Source organism: Legionella shakespearei DSM 23087 (assembly GCF_000373765.1).
Lineage (GTDB): Bacteria > Pseudomonadota > Gammaproteobacteria > Legionellales > Legionellaceae > Legionella > Legionella shakespearei.
This window is the reverse complement of record NZ_KB892391.1, coordinates 1-17,449: the sequence shown is the minus strand read 5'-3', so window position 1 is coordinate 17,449 and position 17,449 is coordinate 1. Positions and strand designations below refer to the sequence as shown.

The following is a 17,449-nucleotide window of genomic DNA, read 5'->3' as shown; positions in this document are numbered from 1 at the left end:
ACAGCGTAATCAAGGTTTTCATGCAGTAAGGCTAAAAGACCATAGGAAAACCTTGATTACGCTGTCGCTGCATCAAGGCTACGCCTATTTTAAATTAATTCTTTTAACTTAATGGCAGTATCCTCAGCCCGAACGGATCGAGGTAAATCAAGCTACTGTTTTTACAGGATTTTCAGACAGTTCCTCTTCTTTACTTTCAGAGCTTGCAAGTGATTCTGATGAGTCAAAGAACCGCAGTTTTCTTCCAGACGCCGAAGCAGACACAGACGCACATTGTTCAACAACAGGTTCTGTTGCTGGAATGCCTTGCTGATTCTGTTTTGTTTCACAGGCCTGATACAATTTCAACAAGATATTCAGACGATGTTCCGGAAACTGTCTGATAGCACGTTCTGATTGCGCGAAACTTTTATATGCCGTCATATGCGAATCATATTTTTCCATGTAGAACTTCGCCAAATCCTGGGCGTATTTTCTGTCTCCCTTTGCTTCCCAAAGTAATAATATGACCAGAGGATTCAGATTATTCATATGGGCTGCCACTTGTATTGCAGTCAAGCCATCATCAGAGCGCTGTTTTAAATCATGGACTACAGGCAGGATTTGAAGTAATGCCTTGTCCTCCTTGCTGGTAACCGCCTGGTGAATCTCGCATAAACCGAAGTGCTTTAAATCCCTTTTCTCAAATTCCTCGAAACAGGAATGAAGCTCTTTATCCGTTCTTGCTAAAAACTCTGGAGTGTCCTGAAGTTTGTTTTCTATTAAATGATCTGCCCCATGCAGTAACAAACAACGGATTATTGCCGGATTTTTTATTTCCACTGCAAAATGTAAGGGGGTGTTGCCTTGTTTATTTTTCAGATTGACATCAAGATTTTGATTACATAGCCAGCGTACCAAATCAAGATTACCACTACGCACTGCGTAATGTAGCACTGTATCTTTATTATCATTTTTAGCATCAAGCTTCGCACCGAGATGAGCGAGGTTTTGGGCTAAAGCCAAATAACCTTTATCCGCAGCGGCATGCAATAAAGTATGCCCCTGGTTGTAAGGGTAATCACCAAAGTGATAGTGCTTTTTAACATAGCTGGCTGCTTTGGAAGGGTTAATGGTAAGCAATTTGGGGATGACATCACAACGATCATTCATAACCGCACCTAAAAGGGCTGCATGAATGCTGGTTTCCGGAATGTCTTTGATGTGGCTGATCAATATATCAAGAACCGCTCCCTGGCCTTTTGCGGCCGCCATCACTAAGGCAAGTTCCAGTTCGTAAGGACGCTTGGCCTGCTTCTGATAGTTTTTATCAGCGAGGTATTTGGAAACAATCGTTGGATGACCGTATTGTGCCGCCATCATTAATGGAGTCAGTGCCTGGCTGTTGCTGATGTGTGGATTAGCGCCTCTGTTTAATAACCATTCGGTACCTGTTAAATCGCCGTTGAGCGCACAAATATGCAATAAAGTATTGTTTTCGGTGTATTGCTTGTTGAGATTGACTTTATCATTATAAAGTCCTTTGGCAATATCGAGATAGCCATGAAACAGAGCAATCACTATGGGATCATAACTCAAAACGTTTTCATTATAGGCATCAATGTTTTTTTGTTCGAGCAGCAAGGAGGCTGTCAGTGGATGCTTATAGCGCAGTGCAATATATAAGGCAGAATCACCATGGACATTGGTTGCATTAATTTCTGCTCCCAAACTTAAAAGCCATTCTACGACCTCGGTGTGGCCATTCCATGCGGCATTCATTAAGGGAGTATTTTGGTAGATGTCCCGCTCATTCAGGCATCCTTCCTGATACAAAAACTGCGCAATTTCTAACTGTCCAAAAAAGCAAGCCAGCAAGAATGGGGTGTATTTGTCCGTTTGCAAGGTCGCATTATTTTTCAGAAGGTATTTGGTTTTTTTCAGATCACCCTCACTAATGGCGTGAAACAAGGGGGTGTGGTGTTGCTCGTCCAACGCATCAATCTTGTCCAGCGGAATGCTGTCAGTTAAAAGAAGTGGATCGAACTCTTTCTCATTTACTGTTTTTGCCAATTCAAAAATTTTCATATAAACCCCTAAATCCTTTTTATGAGTTAATTGGCCCCTTGATTGAACTGTATTGTTTCGCTTTAAAGCGTGTTCCTCTGCAAACACGTGTAAAACAAAGTCCACAGCTTATACGAGAGGTTTGAATAATATTTTTAAATCTGAATCTGCTAAAACTGACGGCATGTATTTAGGATCAAATCAATGCCGGTTTTGCGAGGGAAGGAATCCATTGTGGGATAAAATATAAGCGAACTATAGTTCTGTATCCTGAGAAGAAATAATTCCTTTTTTTATAGTAGCTGGATGTATTTACAGATGCAATTGTCTTTTAAATTGATAAGTAGAATTCGCTACGCTCATGGTTTCCCGGATTAGCATCCGGGCTACAATGATTAGTACAGGCTATCAAATGTAGCCCGGATGCTAATCCGGGAAGCCATGAGCGTAGCGAATTCATTCTTAAAGTGTTTTAATCAGTTCTGATTTTTCTGCAACAACGAGTTCTGCTAACAGCTGGCGAATAGTGGCATGGCATCTGGCAGATCCCATAATGGAAAGATGGCTATGGCCATTTATCCTGGCGGCTGCTTCAGGGTGAGCCGTGACGTACTCCGGGATAATGCCCGCTTTGGGAACAATATAATCCTGTGTTCCTGTGATAAATTGATAGCGGCAGGCTGGATTTTTGACAATGTCATCACAGAGGAGGGTGAGAAACGCATTACCCTCATGCATGTCTTTCACTGAACGTGAAATGAAGGTCAGAGGTTTTCTTGCCAGGTACGAACCCTGAAAGGGGGCACAGATGCATACGGTTGCTACTATTTCAGGTTTTACTTTTCGCCGGGCCATTTCCTGGGCTGCATAAGCGGCAATTAACCCACCTCTTGAGTGGCCAATTAATACCACTTGCTCTGCTTCTGATTGCTCTAATTTTTGGATTAATTGTTCCGCAAAATCAACGACTCCTTTTCCGCTTAAACGGTGATCAAAGGCCAGCAGTTGCACTTCTTTAACAGAGTCGGGTGCATCACTCAGAATACCTTTAGCCAGATATTTCCCGCCACAAGCACGGTCTGCCGTGCCGTGGATGAAAAAAACAGAGATGCTTTTGGCGGAGGAATGATCTTTAGAATATCCCGGATTAGGAAAAACTACATTTCCCGGTGGAGTTGTAAGCCATTGTGAGACATGGCTGACTACACCGGCCGACGATTTGAAAAAATCTAACATATATTCGAACATGTACATCTACTCCAGGAACTTATCTATACCGTAGCCTTGATTACGCTATCGCTCTGAGTGATCCTCTCATAAAAAGATGCAAATAAACAGGATGATCTTCGCAAGTAGCCCCTCCACCTNCGGGGGAGGGTGCCCGACAGGGNGGGTGGGGGGATCAAAAAGACCACTCAAGATCTAATACAACATGAACTAACTGATAAAAAATCCTTTTTTGATCCCCCCATCCGCCCTGTCGGGCACCTTCCCCCGGAGAGGGGAAGGCGATTCTGCATAGATCTGAGTGGTGAGGATCACTCAGCGCTATCGCTCATCAAGGCATCTAAACCGTTGCGCTTACTGTGGGAGTTTCCATTTTTGGGGCTATTCCAAAGCTTATTTTATGCAATTCTATAGACACACAAGACCATGATTTTATTTGATAATGCTCTCCCGATTCAGGTCTGAATGATTTGTAATGCAGGTTTTCCAAAATGGTGTTGAGCTCATCCAGTGCATAAGATGCAAAAGAATTATAATGATAGCGGGTATCTTGTTTGCGGAAAAAGGCATTCAGTTTATTGATAACACTCTCAACAGAATCTAATGCCTGCAACTCATTATTGAACTCTTCGGCATGCTTTTTTCCTTCTTCGCCGTGACGTAACCAGCTTAACCAGCCAGGTTCAGTGCGTTCATACAATCCTTCTATGTTGTGCTGTTGGTAATTGGAATTTGCCTGGCTTATTGCACTTTTGATTAATGCAACCAGATCGGGAGTGTTTCCCTGATTTACTGATTCTTGTGGGCTGTGTTCTTCGCTGTTACCAAATAATGTATTTTTAGAGCGTGAAAAAGAGCGATTTTCTTTTGACGGCCTGCGTGTGACCCTCATGGGCCTATGAGCTGTCGGGAATGTTATTTGCCCTGTTGCCGTGTCTTCTGTTGTTTCAGAAGCTGATTTAGGCTCGACCGCTTTCGTCCCGTAACCGGTAAAACCTGCTTTCATTAAATCTTCTGTTCTTTTGCGTACATTTATTTCACTTTTTGAATGGCCCATAATAGATACCTCTTCCGTTTGGTATTGTCTGTTAAACTCATTGAACCCCAATAAATTAACCCTACTATACTTATTCTGGGTTTGCTTCACAAGATGGATTCTGAGGGATTTGCTTTTTCTTCTGGTTGTTCGCTCTGGGTCTGAACCGCTTTTCCAAACATACTGAATTTTTTCAGACTGTCCAGAACCATTGCATCCAGAGGGGATTCAATAGTCAGCACTTCATCCTCCTTGTCTGATTGCAGCCCATAGCCATTAGAGTCAAATACTTTGGAACGGTGGACCAAACGCAGATACTGTTCAAACCCTGTTGTATCAACTGACGTGTATCTGTTCTGTGCTAAAAACTGAAATGACTTATTGATTTGCTCGTCTTCTTTTTTACGTGAATCTTTACCGCAAAGGGTATCGAGATTATGCACATGAGGCTTTGGGCTTTGAAAGGGATCATGCCCATGGACATAAGTGATGAGGTAATCATTGTTACTGGCTGGGCGGGCAGTTTCTGTTTCTTTTGCCTGATCCCATCTGTTCCATATTAAGTAAATCAGCGGCCACATGGCCCGCTCTTCTTCAGTCATATTGGTTTTATCCTTGATGCAATCACTGTGAAACAGTAAATGAGTGATGTCTTCATGGATGTAATGTTCCAATTGGCCGTTTATTTCATCAATGGTCTTGGCCAGTGCTTCTTTGGTGGAATCATCATAAGTCACTTTTAAAAATCTGGCGGTTAATTCAAGATGATCAAAGCGCATCGGGGCATGGCTGAACAGGGTAATCCCGGTTTCATCGAGGGTGTAATCGATTAATTTTAAAGCCGGTTTGTAGCTTTTATTGGTTAAATGCACTAATTCATTTTTAGTAATAAATCCATGCTTTATCAGTAACTTGAGGCCAGAAAAGGAGGTGGTTTGAAAATCAACTATATCTTTTTGAGGTACAAAGGGGAGATTTTTTGCCAGTTTTTCATAGGCAGAAATAAATTCGTAGCCATGGTTGGAAAAAATAATGGCCAAGCGGCCATGGTTTTGGGAAAACAAGTCCAAAATCCTTAAAGTAAAATAGTCGCAATGTCCCCTGTCGGCAAGCTCATCACCAATAAGGCGAATCAGCACTTCCCTGTCTTTAATTGCAATTTTGTTGATGAATTGATTCAGTTGCTCAAGAACAGGTGGAACTTTTTTGATTATTTCGCTTCGCAGTTGCTTTAAGCGTTTTTTACATTCCTGGCTTGTTTCTAATCTGCTTTCTATTTGTTGTTGTAAGAGGAATAAGGATTGATATTGCGGGCTGTCTTTATTTTCTTCAAGGGATAATTGGGTTTTTATATTTTCAATGCGTTCTTTCGCATTAGTGATTTTCGTTCGCTCTAATTGGAGGAGTGTGGAGTTTTCCAGATATTCTTCCAGAATTTCTCCATAAGACTCATAGAGAGTGACAAACTCCTCATAGGTTTTTTCCGGTTGGGTTACTTCTTTTTTAAATTGGATAATTTGATATTGGAAGAAAAAATGCAGCAGCTTTACAGCATTTCCATGCAAGTCTCCCAAGGTAAGTGAGCCAAGATGAGTTTCCTGTTCAGAGGGATAAACATAAATATTGGTGGTTTTACTTATAACACGATTGACCATGTGAAACCCTGCCAGGTTTGGATGGCAAAAATCAACAAACCCGAAGTTCGTTTCCCACTGTGGCGGGAATCCATTCATCATTCCATGTCATGCATCATAAAGCAATTTTGGATTGCAGTAAAATTAATGTGCTCTGATTCGGGACGGAGTAGTGTTTCGGGATAGGAGCTTGATTTATCCAGTCGTTACTTCGATGCCGTTCGGGCTGAGGAGAGGCGCTAGCCTCGTCTCGAAGCCTTAGCACCATGCCCAGGCTTCGAGACAGCGCTATCGCGCTTCCTCAGCCCGAACGGCATCGAAGTAACGATTGGATAAAACAATCTTGTTATCCATAACTCACGTTAACTTAATGGCAGTGCGAAGGGGGAGAGGCTACTTGCACAGATCGTCATGTTTATTCACATTTTTTACCGCTGATTTTTTTTAATTATTTTTGATAATAAATTCAGTTATTTGGTTAATAATAAATCAAATAGTATTTGCATTCTTGAATGTATTGTTCTATCCCTATAGTAGACACGCAAATTAACAAAGGAGAAGGCATGAGGTAGCTGTACTTTATGGAGGTAAAGTGTAAGTCCAATCAGAAAAAACTCTGCTTATTTTAAGCAAACAGTAATCTCTCTGAGCGTTTTTCATGTGTAACCCACGAATTAGTGTTTCTTACTTTCATAAAGAAAAACACTGATTTAATTTACACTTTGAAAGGAGAATATGATGAATAAAGCAATTTTGGTTTTACTGGGTATGCTTGCTTTTCCACTGGCCAATGCAGACACAGTTGACCCCGGAACGGATTCAGGTACCTTAATTAACAGTGATACAGGAACCAATCCACAAAATGGGAATAATCCCGGAACGGGTATTAATAACGATGCTGGAACAGATGTACTGACTCCAACAACTCCTAATACCACGGATCCCACTACTACACCAACAGATCCTAATAATAATCTGAATAATGGTGCAACTGATAATCAGGGTACAACAACCCCTGATACAGGAACCACAACTCCAGATGATTCAGGAACTGGAACTGATACAACTCAATAACACCTGCTTTAAAACCCAGAGAAGCGTTCTTGTTTCTCTGGGTTTTTGTTTGTTTAAAATTGACCTGATAATGATTCCAGAAGGGTTTGTAGCCCGGTCTGCTTGCTGCCGGGATCAAGGCTCTCGGAATCCCCTCGGCTTGTCCGAGAGAGCCATGGGTTCAGAGCAGAAACACAGTCCCTGCCAGTATAACTGTTCCGCTTCCTGACGGTCGCGGCTCGATTTTCGTGTGTTCGTGTTGACTTCATCGTGCACCGGAAACCGAGCCGCGACCGTCAGGAAGCGGAATTTTTGTTGTGGCACAGAGTCTGATTTAGCATTGGTGTAAGGCTTAGACTAAGAGGTGATCAAGAGACAGCTGCTTGCAGCCAGGATCCAAGACCTCATCCCGGCTGCAAGCAGACCGGGCTACGGGGAGGTTTACCTTATTTCTGGGCAGGGGGTGTAATTGACATTTCCTGCTCACTGGATAAAGGCTGATTTTGATAGGAAACACAACTGTTTACTTCAATTTTTTTGTCTACAGTAATGGAACAATTGACGGTGTATCCTGCCTGATTAAACAGTAACAAGTTCAAATTGCCAGGCGTATCACCATTGATGTACATTTGATAATGTTGCGGGTTGGGTGCTTCCTTGATAAAAACATCGGCCATACATTCACTTAATTGGGCGCCTTTTTTATGTTGCACCATATAACAGTCCTGCATGACGTACAAAGCGACATTCAAAATTGCTGCTGAATATTGAGCGTCACTAACTGGGGCCCCTTTGGCAGGTTGGCCTGCGAATCCTTCAAGGCTCAGAAAGGTTAAGAATGTGAAGGCAATTGATTTGAAGGAAGACATTTTATCTCTGATTTTTATCGATTTAATTAAGTATAGAGTAATCACAAGAGATAGGTAAATACAGGGGTTAGAAATGTCATATTGTCCTGGCACCATGCCATCTTCGGGAGATCCTTCGCGCAAAAAGACGCGCTCAGGACGACCTAGTTTCGATGGTGGAGGGAGTTTTGAACCTTGAACCTACTCGGGACGGTGTAATCTGGGAATGGTCAATGCCTCGGCTCATATCAGCGTGTAGCGTGTAGCCCGTATTAGGCGTCAGCCGTAATACGGGATCGAAGGGGCAATGAGCTAATTCCCGTATTACGGCTGACGCCTAATACGGGCTACGAAATGGGTTATCCCGAATCCATGATCCAAACTGCTATCCCTGGTACCGTTCTAACCTTCTTTTAATGGCCGGCCACTCTGATAAAAGTATGCTGAAAACGACGGTGTCTGTGGTTACCGTTCCATGAAGAATCATGTGTTCACGCAATAATCCTTCTTCAGTTGCCCCCAGTTTTTTTATTGCGTGGTATGAGCGAAGGTTACGGGAATCGGTACCTAATTCTACTCTGTTAATACCCCACGATTCGAATGCCTGGGTCAACATGAGTAATTTAGATTCGCTGTTAATTCCGGTTCCCCACACTTCAGGGGTATACCAGCTATAACCTAAAGTAAGACGTTTATTGTCTAATTGAATGTCGTAAAACGCCGTGGCACCTTTAATCTGCTGATCTTTTTTGCAGCGCAGGACATAAGTAATCTGTTCCCCGGAAGACATTTTTACCAGACATTCATCAAACCAGGGATCAAAGAATTCATTGGTCGCTTTTTGCGGCATGTAATGCCATATTTGCTCATGATTGGCGGCAACGCCTAAGGCTTCACGATGTTGTGGTCCAACAGGTTCCAACTGGATAGATTTACCGTCTAAAATCGCTAACTCATCCAAAAGTGCCTGCATAGCTTATCCTCTTTCCATTATGCCATGGATTTGTTGATGCCCTTTATTCCAACAGCATTTAATACCAATCCATATAGTGGAACAAAAGCGATTAAACTGATAGTAATTTTGAAAAAGATATCTACCATCGCAATTTCTGGCCAATGTTGGCTTAGAAATGGATTAGAACAGTGATAAAAAGCAATTGCAAAAAAGAGTACTGTATCCACAATATTACCTATAGTGGTCGAAAGGGCAGGTGCCAACCACCAGGATGATTGATTTCTATAACGTTGAAACACGCTTATATCAAGAAGCTGTCCTGCGGCATAGGCAATGAAGCATGCCACAGCAATACGAAGCGGCATGGGGTGTAGCACCAGAATGGTGCTAAAGTTCAGGTTGTTTCCTGCTTCAATAGAGCTTGCGACAAGATAGGAAAAGATCAACCCAGGAAACATACTGATCAAAATAATCTGCCGTGCCTTGCTGGCATTCGCTATTCGGGTAGTCAAATCAGTTAAAATAAAAATAGCGGGGTAGGTGAAAGCACCCCAGGTGGTGTGACATCCCAGGATATCAAAGGGATATTGCACCAGCACATTGCTAAGCATGATAAGAAAAATGTGACAGGCAGAGAGTATCCAGACTGAATTCACTTTGACTTTATTGTTGTTCAATGAAGGGTACTCCTGGTTTCATTTCACCATGCATTTGTTTTAAATCGGATAATTACCGGTTCCTATTTGTTCTCTGGCTTCGTCATCCGTAAATAAAAATTTATAATCTCTTAAATTGGATTCCTGAATGGCTGCAATCGTCTTGGCTTCATTGGTAAAGGGTAAGTACTCTTCCGCAAAAGTGTAATGCCAGACCATTGCGTTTGGGTATCCGAGTTTTGCGAGGCTCAGGGCGACATGCTCACAGTTTTTTGCACTGTCATCTGTAAAGCTTACATCGACAAAGGAAGTGAAATCTGTCAGGAAATATTTATTTTCCACGGCTTGCTCGAGACATAATCCTTTATTGCTGCCATCAGAAAAAATGATGCCGTTTTTTATTTCTACAAGTTTATCATTCAGTAAAAAGACTCCGTCTTTTAATACATCATCACTGAAAGTAACGCCAAGAGTGTGTAATAATTCAATGGTTTTATCAGTGAGTTCGTGGTTTCTGGCGGTTAAGCCTATCACTTTTACGCCTCGGTCTTTTAATTGTTGGATCAACTCGGCAATGTCATTGTCAGGATCAACACAAACCATGTGGGTTGTGGCCTTTTGCACCCGGTTATACAGGGCAATGGCATTTAAGAGTGCTTGTGATTCTGTGTGCCCTTCAAGCGCGTATTGTTGCATACGGTAACGAAACCAGGCATCAAGTCCTATGGACTGTCCAACACGGCCAATGGTATCGTCAATGTCCAGAATGGCTAATGAACCCGGTTTGGCAGTAGAGAGTATGTGTTTTATATTAGTACTTTTTTCTACGGTACAGCGTATCTTATCAGTGTTTACTGCAGCGCTTTGCGCGCCTCTCTTTAGTGCAAAAAGACCTCTACCAAGCATAACGTTTACCAGTATAAATTTAATTGGCCATTATTTTCTCACAAAGAGCGTGAGAAATACATAAAAATAAACGGGTAGCAGGGTTCGATGTAGCTAGGTCTGTTGTAGCCCTGTCTGCTTGCAGCCGGGAATTGTGCCACTTCGATCCCGGCTGCAAGCAGACAGGGCTACGTACTGACTCTTCTACACATCTTTGTCCTTCATCGATCCACGTCGTCCTGAGCGCGTCTTTTGGCGCGAAGGATCTCCAAAAATTGGCACCATACCGCTTTCGGGAGATCCTTCGCGCCAAAAGACGCGCTCAGGACGACGTGGATCGGGGACTTACCGATTTTGGCCCAGATTTTCTTATATCAAGAGAACTCAGGAATAAGATCCTTGGCCGCTTCATCTGAAAGAACAGTGGGTTGCACAACAGGAAACAGGCTGTACGTTCTTCTGCCTTGAGTGGCTTTTTCCGCATTTTGCAAACTTTCCAAATCTGCAATTACCGGACTAATGTCAAATTCCAGAGTGTCAGAATGGCTGGTGTTCGCGATTAAAATACTGGCATGTTCTCTGCTGGGGAGCACAAATTCTTCATAAGCCGGCAACACGTCTTTATTCCATTGCGCCAAAGCATGCTCATAAGTACGGCCACGCTCTTTAACATCTCTCGCCAGGCGGCGTTCCCGGCATACATTCACATCTGTATCAACAAAAATGGAGACATCAAACAATGCGCGAAGTGCTTCATGGTGAAGGGTCAGAATACCTTCAACAATAATGATGTCATAAGGTTCTACATGTGTAGTTTCCTTTTTACGGCTAGAAGTACTAAAATCATAGTCTGGCATATCTATAGCGTTCCCGTCTTTTAATTGCTGTATTTGATGTACCAGGAAAGAAAAATCAATCGCATCAGGATGATCAAAAGAGGTTACGGTCATTTCTTTCAGACCTTTATAATAATTATCTGCCGAAACAACAACACAGCGCGCTCCGAAGTACTGAGCCAGTTGGGCACTAGTTGTTGTTTTTCCTGAACCTGACGAACCTGCTACTCCTATTACAAATGGCATAATCTTAACTCACAATGACAAAAAAAGATCTATTTTATCATTTGTTGGGCATTTGTAAACTTGATTCGCAATAATTTTTTTCTTTGTGTTCTTGTGGTGATCTTTATGACGCGGGGCTAATAAATATAGCTCCATTTGTTATTGTTTCCTACAGTATGGAGTACGGTATTAAAGTTGAATTTTTGTTTATTTGTTTTCTAATGATGCTGGAACAGACTGCGGGATTGCTTGATAAATACAGTTGAATTTTTTGGAAAAATTTCTTCTATACAACGACAGAACTAAAAAAAACCGCCAATAAGTATTGGCGGTTTTAAGAATAATGATTATACGTTTCCAACCCACTTCAGACCTACGTAAGGACCATCTAAAGCAAGGTTAGTAGTTTGAATAGCGTTATATCCTGAAGCCCAGAACTCCATTTCAAAGAAGTTCATCCACATCCAGCCAGCATCCAGAGTTAAATCACCTGATGGCATGGAGTAGGTATAAGTAGCACCAGTTTTTGCTTCCAGCATTGGAATAACAGCACGTTTGCTACCATAAGCGCCAGGAACAGTAAATACAGAACCTTCCATTTTACTGGTACCAGCTAACAATGCAGTAGCGCCTTTAGCGTACATAGCCAGGCCATTGCCCCAATTGTACATGTAATCAGCACCTACACGTGGACCGAACAGGTTTGATTGCAGTGTTGCAGCATCGTATTGTCCGAAGAGATCGCTGTATTCGCCAACATGGTGGTATCTGACATACTCAAAACCGCCATGGAAACGAATGTCTTTACGCTCACCGAAATCAACGTGCTGACCAAATTCCAGGTTAACGACATCCAGTGTTGGGATATCAACCAGGAACATATCATGCGCAATACCAAAAGGATTAACTGGTGTTGGTGCATACAGGTTAATGGTTTGATTTGTTGTGTGCTTGTAGTGTAACCAGTTCAGGTTTAAGTCATTACCGGTGTTGAAATGGTAAGAACCTTCCAAACGGAATCCCCAAGCCCAATCGGGTTGGAATTCATTGTAATACACATCAGGATCACCAGTTTGATCGAAAACTCCAGGAATAAAAATTGTTGGTCTATTGGAAGAACCAACAAATGCACCAACAGGACTAAAAGATGGAACCAGGTATACAGCTTGAACACCGAAATCCCAAGCAGAACGCTCGCAGGGAACTGTTACGTTACCTGGAGTGCAAACGGGACCCATAGTGCCTGCATATACAACACTACTCCCCAAAGTTAGCACAGCAGCAGCTGTTTTTGTAAAGCCTAACATAGGTGTATATCTCCTTATATTATTTTTATTTTTCCTTCATCTGTTTTGAAGGGACGGCACAGTATAGCAAAAAAAAATAATAATAAAATGCTATGCTCTTTGTTAGATCAATATGCTGTAAAAACAATAGGATAGATTTGCTTCCGAAACCCGTATTAGCATAGCCTCATACGGAACATACCGGGAGATATTGAGGCGTTAAATCCTGCACTTATACGGTCACAAAAAATGATGAATCTGTAGATTTTTTTTAAACTTGGGTTTACATTGAAGTTTCTTTTTTGAGAAAGGATTCACATGATTTCAATGACGGCGTACTGGCAACAATTCAAAGAGAATATCGATAATTTGCCGACAAGAACAGAAAATGAAGAATACACAAAGCAAATTGGCGTTGCCAACGAGATGGTGGCTCTTGGCGTTACCATAGAGCTGATGAATTTTACGACCATCAGCGGGGTTGTTGCCGAGTTACAGGGAAAAGCCAAATCGTACGGTAATGAGGTGCTTTACACTCAAGATAAGGAATACACGTTTTACTTGCCAAAGATAACCACTAAAGACAGCCTGATTTTTGCTATTGCTTATTATCAGCATTTGACTAATTACCAATCCGTCAGTTATCAAGGTTCAATTTTTATGTTTCGAGGGCGGGTTCTTGCTGCTGTAGAGGACAAAAAAGTGACCACCGCAATTCAAGCCAAGGCTTTACTGGGGGAAATACAGCGGTTTTGCCAGAGCGAGAATATTATCTTTAACAGCACTTTGTTTTTAAAACAAAAGCATGAATCAGCTAAAGAATATATTGACCGAATAGCAACAATTCCGGAGCAGCCCATTCCATCCGTCCATTCTGTTGAGACCAATGAATCAGATGAGCTTGGAGAGCTTAGACGCTCTCTTCAGGAATTGGAAGAGAGAAAAGGGCAATTGAACATCAAAGCCCAAAATTTTTACACTATTCTTGAGTCCTTTAATAGTTGCCATAACAAACATCAGACTGCCAATCTTGAATGGCAAAATACCAGCTATATTATGCAACTCTTTTACAGACTTCTTTCCTGGATTTATACACCGCAAATCATTGAAAATATGGAGCAGGCTGAGAAAGAGTTTGTCAGAGCAGAACATGATCTGAATCAAGAATTGGCTACTCATGAAACCGTCGGTTCCTATATCGCCGATTTGGAAGAAAAGCGACAGCTTGTTATTACAGATATTGAACTGTCAGAAGAGAAAATAGCCCAACTGCTGGCTTTGGCAGAGGTTAAGGAAACTCCAGTTGTTGAATTGCCGCAGCCTGTGCCTGAGAACCTTATAAGTGAGCAAAACTGTGAGCAGTCTGATGATGTTGAAGAAAGTGCTTCATCACATTCAGAGTATTTCAGTTTCTTCAAGCAGCATCTTCCCAGCCGGCATGTCCTTAACGCAGTCGCAGTAGGCGCTGCAGCCATTGCGGTACAGCATTTAACCTATGGATGATTGTATCAAACTGTAGCCTTGATTTCGCTTCGCTGCATCAAGGCTACATTTAAATAAGATTACTCAACCCAGTGTTGCATAGACCGTGGTTACACCAGTCATGTAATTCGCTGCGTTTTTTCCCTTTACTGACATCCACAAGCTAAACAATATTCCAACATTGGGGCCGAAGTTGTATTCAATGCCAGGTAAAAAAGAAAAGGTATATTGATTATTACTGCCTATATTGGCCACCTTGCCAAAAGCATCAAAACCGGGGAAGCCATAAAATCGTGACTGGTCGTTATAACGATAATTAAATTCCAATACTCCAACCCACTTCTGGGTTAACTGGTATTCAATAGCCCAATCCGCTTGAAAACCATACCCCACTTTTACTTTGCCCTGTGTTTGATAACCACCGCCGTAACTGTTAAATCCTGAGACTGCGGTGGTTTCAGCCGTGCGATAATTAACTTGCACCCGGGTGGAGAGGTAATGTTCGTTTTTGAATTGAATGTATTTATGCACTACAAAACCAATCCAGCGGCTGTAAGCACCTGCGCCATTAGCATCCAGCCCCAAATGCAGAGGGGATAAATTTTGATATTTCCCTGTAGGTATGAACTGAGCGAAAAGCAGTTTGATAAAAGGTTTCCAACTGTGAAGTTCCCCTTTCAGGAGCTGTATACCGGTTAAAACGCGTGTATCACCCAATTCACTGGACATTTTATTGAGTTGATATTGTTGGCTTACGGCAAATAATCCCTGAATGTCCATCCAGTCCGTTAATCCATAAAACACCAGTTGCTCATAACCGGAGGCATGCGTGTCGATGGTATTTACTTTTTTGCCCTGGTTATTAAAGGCTCCATAAGCATCTCTATAGGTAGCATAAGGCTGCACCGCTATTTTACCTTTAGCCACTGTTTTTCCGGAAATGGCAATGGCGGGGCCGGTAAACCAGGGTTCCAATGCATGTGAAGTGAAGGGTAATAAAAATAATGGGATAACTAAAAGCCGCTTCATCCTTGAATTTCCTTTTTCAACAAAGGCTATGGTACAGAATAGACTTAATTTTCATATAGATATCACAATATTGTAAATAGGATTTATTTAATTATTTTTGTGTAGCCTGTGATCACCATTGCCCTTATTGATAAGGGTGAAAATGGCGCAAGCTGAGGCATCACCAGGAAATTGCTTTATTTGGGGGAATAAAACTCAGGCCTGCTCCTTATTGACATGAATTAAAGGAAACCGAGCCGCGACCGTAAGGAAGCGGAACAGTTATACTGACACCATGCCAGTTTCAGGAGATCCTTCGCGCAAAAAGACGCGCTCAGGACGACGTAGATCAGCTAATATAGGCTACACGACAAGTAGTAAGCGATTGATTTCAATATATAAAAATTGTAGCCTTGATGCAGCGACAGCGTAATCAAGGTTTTCCTTTACTTTTAGACCGTAGCCCGTATTAGCGGAGCGTAATACGGGAAATTACTACTTCGATCCTGTATTACGCTCCGCTAATACAGGCTACAACCTGTCATTTACGGCTCTGATTTCCTCATCAACAGATGCATGATTCCTTCTAAATCAAAGGGTTCACTGATAGCCTTGAAGCCAAATTTTCCGTAGAATTTCCTTAAGTATTCCTGGGCATAAATAGTTACTGGCTGACCAGGGTATTCTTGCTCCAGGAACGTCAGGCAATGTTGTACCAATTGTTCGCCTGCTTTTAATCCGCGCGATGATTGCTTCACCAGCACGCGCCCAAAACTCATTCCTTCCCCATCTTTAAAAGGTAAAACCCGTGCATAGCCTATCATCTCATCATCTGCATAGAGCAATACATGGAAAGCTTCCTGATCGCGAAAATCCATGTCCTGATAGATGATGTTCTGTTCTACAACAAAAATAGCAGTCCTTAATGCCAATAAATCATATAATTCATCGGTGTTTAATTCAGTAAATCTTTTTATTAATACGTGCATCAGCTTAACCCTGGTAAATTAAAAACAACATCATCTATTTATTAGCTTTTATGATAAGTGCCATTAGCATAAACATTGTGGCCAAATCCGCAGTCCGCATCAGTACCTTCCTGAGTTACATTCACTTCGCCTGGTTTGGTAAATACAAGGGTTATTTTGCAGTGGCCGTATTCATCACTTTGATAAATGGCAGTATCACCGCTAATTGAGGCCTCACCTGACAGTTCACCAGTGTTGGCCATAGGTTCATTATTCACTTCATAAGGGTAAGCCAGCTCAAAGTCTATATCAAGCTTGCCGCCACCTTTGGCTTTCACCGTTAATTTGTTAGAGAAATCCTTGAATTTTCCACTAAAATGCATCAAAAAAGTGCCATTGACTTCAGCTGATGAGACGCTGTCACGAGAAGCCTCAAGTGGATTGATTGCGGCAAAAAGCAGGGCGGCAGTAAGAGCAGAGAGCGCTTTTTTCATTATGTTTATTCCTTGTTTGGGGTATGACTTAAATATACATTAAAATGATTCTATGTCATATTCTGCTCATGAAAGGATGCTTTGGAAGTGCAGTATTAAGTGAAACATGGCAGCGTGTCCTACAAAATAAATTGACCCTATGATGGGTGTTTAATCTGTTTCAGGAAGTGAAGATGATAACTTGTTATGTCCGTTACGTTATTGATCCGCTTAAAATCAGAGAATTTGAGCATTACAGCCGTTTGTGGATTCCTCTTGTTGAAAAAGCCGGCGGAGTGCATCATGGTTATTTTTTACCTGCAGAAGGTGCGAATAATATTGCTCTGGCACTTTTTTCTTTTCCCAGTTTGGCGCTTTATGAACAATATCGTGAAAAGGCAGCTCAGGATGAAGCCTGTCAGGCCGCCTTTCGCTATGGCGCTGAAACGGGTTGTATTATCAGTTATGAGCGTAGTTTCTTCCGGCCGATTTTACCAGAGTGAACAGTGAAAGCAGAGCAAGCGTAGAAAAAACCGTAGCCTTGATGCAGCGATAGCGCTGAGTGATCCGCTCATTTTTTCTGATTACGTAAAAAGAAGTGCAAGCGTTGGTATTTTCTGATCTAATAAGAGTTCTCACACCATTATTGGAGGAAAACACCATGCTTGCGAATGTATTTTGTCACAATTATTTAACAAAATCACTTTCTTGGTTACATACGAAGACAAGAAACACGTTAATAAGCCATGTACAAAGTGTGTTAGGAGGTCATGCGCAACTGACGTTGACGAGTATAGGAAGGCATTTACCCGGCAAGAGCAAGGTAAAGCA

Annotated in this window: 16 protein-coding genes; 3 read left to right on the top strand and 13 right to left on the bottom strand. The window is 42.0% G+C overall.

From position 1 onward, the window contains the following. Window positions 1-147: 147 nt before the first annotated feature. The 4 genes from B094_RS0105215 to wip form a co-directional block, all read right to left on the bottom strand. A complete protein-coding gene (locus B094_RS0105215; protein ID WP_018576746.1) occupies window positions 148-2,067 on the bottom strand; it encodes an ankyrin repeat domain-containing protein in 1,920 nt (639 codons plus the stop codon). Between the two features lie 441 nt (window positions 2,068-2,508). Continuing rightward, window positions 2,509-3,294: an alpha/beta hydrolase gene (locus B094_RS0105210; RefSeq protein ID WP_018576745.1), complete on the bottom strand. Its 786-nt coding sequence runs from the start codon at window positions 3,292-3,294 to the stop codon at window positions 2,509-2,511. Between the two features lie 319 nt (window positions 3,295-3,613). Further along, window positions 3,614-4,330: a hypothetical protein gene (locus B094_RS0105205; protein WP_018576744.1), complete on the bottom strand. Its 717-nt coding sequence runs from the start codon at window positions 4,328-4,330 to the stop codon at window positions 3,614-3,616. Between the two features lie 86 nt (window positions 4,331-4,416). Next, complete coding sequence (wip, locus tag B094_RS0105200; RefSeq protein WP_156412816.1) at window positions 4,417-6,045, bottom strand: Dot/Icm T4SS effector Wip; 1,629 nt, start codon at window positions 6,043-6,045, stop codon at window positions 4,417-4,419. A gap of 633 nt (window positions 6,046-6,678) precedes the next feature. Here wip and B094_RS0105195 point away from each other — a divergent pair. Beyond that, entirely contained in the window at window positions 6,679-7,017 is a 339-nt protein-coding gene (locus tag B094_RS0105195) for a hypothetical protein (protein WP_155823636.1), read from the top strand. A gap of 425 nt (window positions 7,018-7,442) precedes the next feature. Here the strand turns inward: B094_RS0105195 and B094_RS0105190 are convergent, their stop codons facing one another. From B094_RS0105190 to B094_RS0105165, 6 genes are all read right to left on the bottom strand, one after another. Next, window positions 7,443-7,961, bottom strand: coding sequence for a hypothetical protein (locus tag B094_RS0105190; RefSeq protein ID WP_018576741.1), 519 nt, complete (start codon window positions 7,959-7,961; stop codon window positions 7,443-7,445). A gap of 268 nt (window positions 7,962-8,229) precedes the next feature. Next, window positions 8,230-8,817, bottom strand: coding sequence for a GNAT family N-acetyltransferase (locus B094_RS0105185; protein ID WP_018576740.1), 588 nt, complete (start codon window positions 8,815-8,817; stop codon window positions 8,230-8,232). A 17-nt stretch (window positions 8,818-8,834) separates the two neighbouring features. Further along, window positions 8,835-9,476 carry a 7-cyano-7-deazaguanine/7-aminomethyl-7-deazaguanine transporter gene (locus B094_RS0105180; protein WP_018576739.1) on the bottom strand — a complete coding sequence of 214 codons (642 nt, stop codon included), beginning with the start codon at window positions 9,474-9,476 and terminating at the stop codon, window positions 8,835-8,837. 39 nt (window positions 9,477-9,515) lie between these two features. After that, complete coding sequence (locus tag B094_RS0105175; RefSeq protein WP_018576738.1) at window positions 9,516-10,361, bottom strand: DUF2608 domain-containing protein; 846 nt, start codon at window positions 10,359-10,361, stop codon at window positions 9,516-9,518. 353 nt (window positions 10,362-10,714) lie between these two features. Further along, window positions 10,715-11,422, bottom strand: a complete 708-nt coding sequence (udk, locus tag B094_RS15755) for a uridine kinase (RefSeq protein WP_018576737.1) — start codon at window positions 11,420-11,422, stop codon at window positions 10,715-10,717. A 326-nt stretch (window positions 11,423-11,748) separates the two neighbouring features. Then, a complete protein-coding gene (locus B094_RS0105165) occupies window positions 11,749-12,708 on the bottom strand; it encodes an Lpg1974 family pore-forming outer membrane protein (protein ID WP_018576736.1) in 960 nt (319 codons plus the stop codon). A gap of 297 nt (window positions 12,709-13,005) precedes the next feature. Here B094_RS0105165 and B094_RS0105160 point away from each other — a divergent pair, with 297 nt between their 5' ends. Further along, window positions 13,006-14,190, top strand: a complete 1,185-nt coding sequence (locus B094_RS0105160; RefSeq protein ID WP_018576735.1) for a hypothetical protein — start codon at window positions 13,006-13,008, stop codon at window positions 14,188-14,190. Between the two features lie 63 nt (window positions 14,191-14,253). Here the strand turns inward: B094_RS0105160 and B094_RS0105155 are convergent, their stop codons facing one another. From B094_RS0105155 to B094_RS0105145, 3 genes are all read right to left on the bottom strand, one after another. Then, a complete protein-coding gene (locus B094_RS0105155) occupies window positions 14,254-15,198 on the bottom strand; it encodes a hypothetical protein (protein WP_018576734.1) in 945 nt (314 codons plus the stop codon). A gap of 524 nt (window positions 15,199-15,722) precedes the next feature. Beyond that, complete coding sequence (locus B094_RS0105150; RefSeq protein WP_018576733.1) at window positions 15,723-16,166, bottom strand: GNAT family N-acetyltransferase; 444 nt, start codon at window positions 16,164-16,166, stop codon at window positions 15,723-15,725. 41 nt (window positions 16,167-16,207) lie between these two features. Next, complete coding sequence (locus tag B094_RS0105145; RefSeq protein ID WP_018576732.1) at window positions 16,208-16,639, bottom strand: hypothetical protein; 432 nt, start codon at window positions 16,637-16,639, stop codon at window positions 16,208-16,210. A gap of 173 nt (window positions 16,640-16,812) precedes the next feature. On the opposite strand from B094_RS0105145, the gene B094_RS0105140 reads away from it, so the two are divergent. Next, the gene (locus tag B094_RS0105140; RefSeq protein ID WP_018576731.1) at window positions 16,813-17,121 is read left to right on the top strand and encodes an NIPSNAP family protein; all 309 of its coding nucleotides are present in this window, start codon (window positions 16,813-16,815) and stop codon (window positions 17,119-17,121) included. Window positions 17,122-17,449 lie beyond the last annotated feature (328 nt).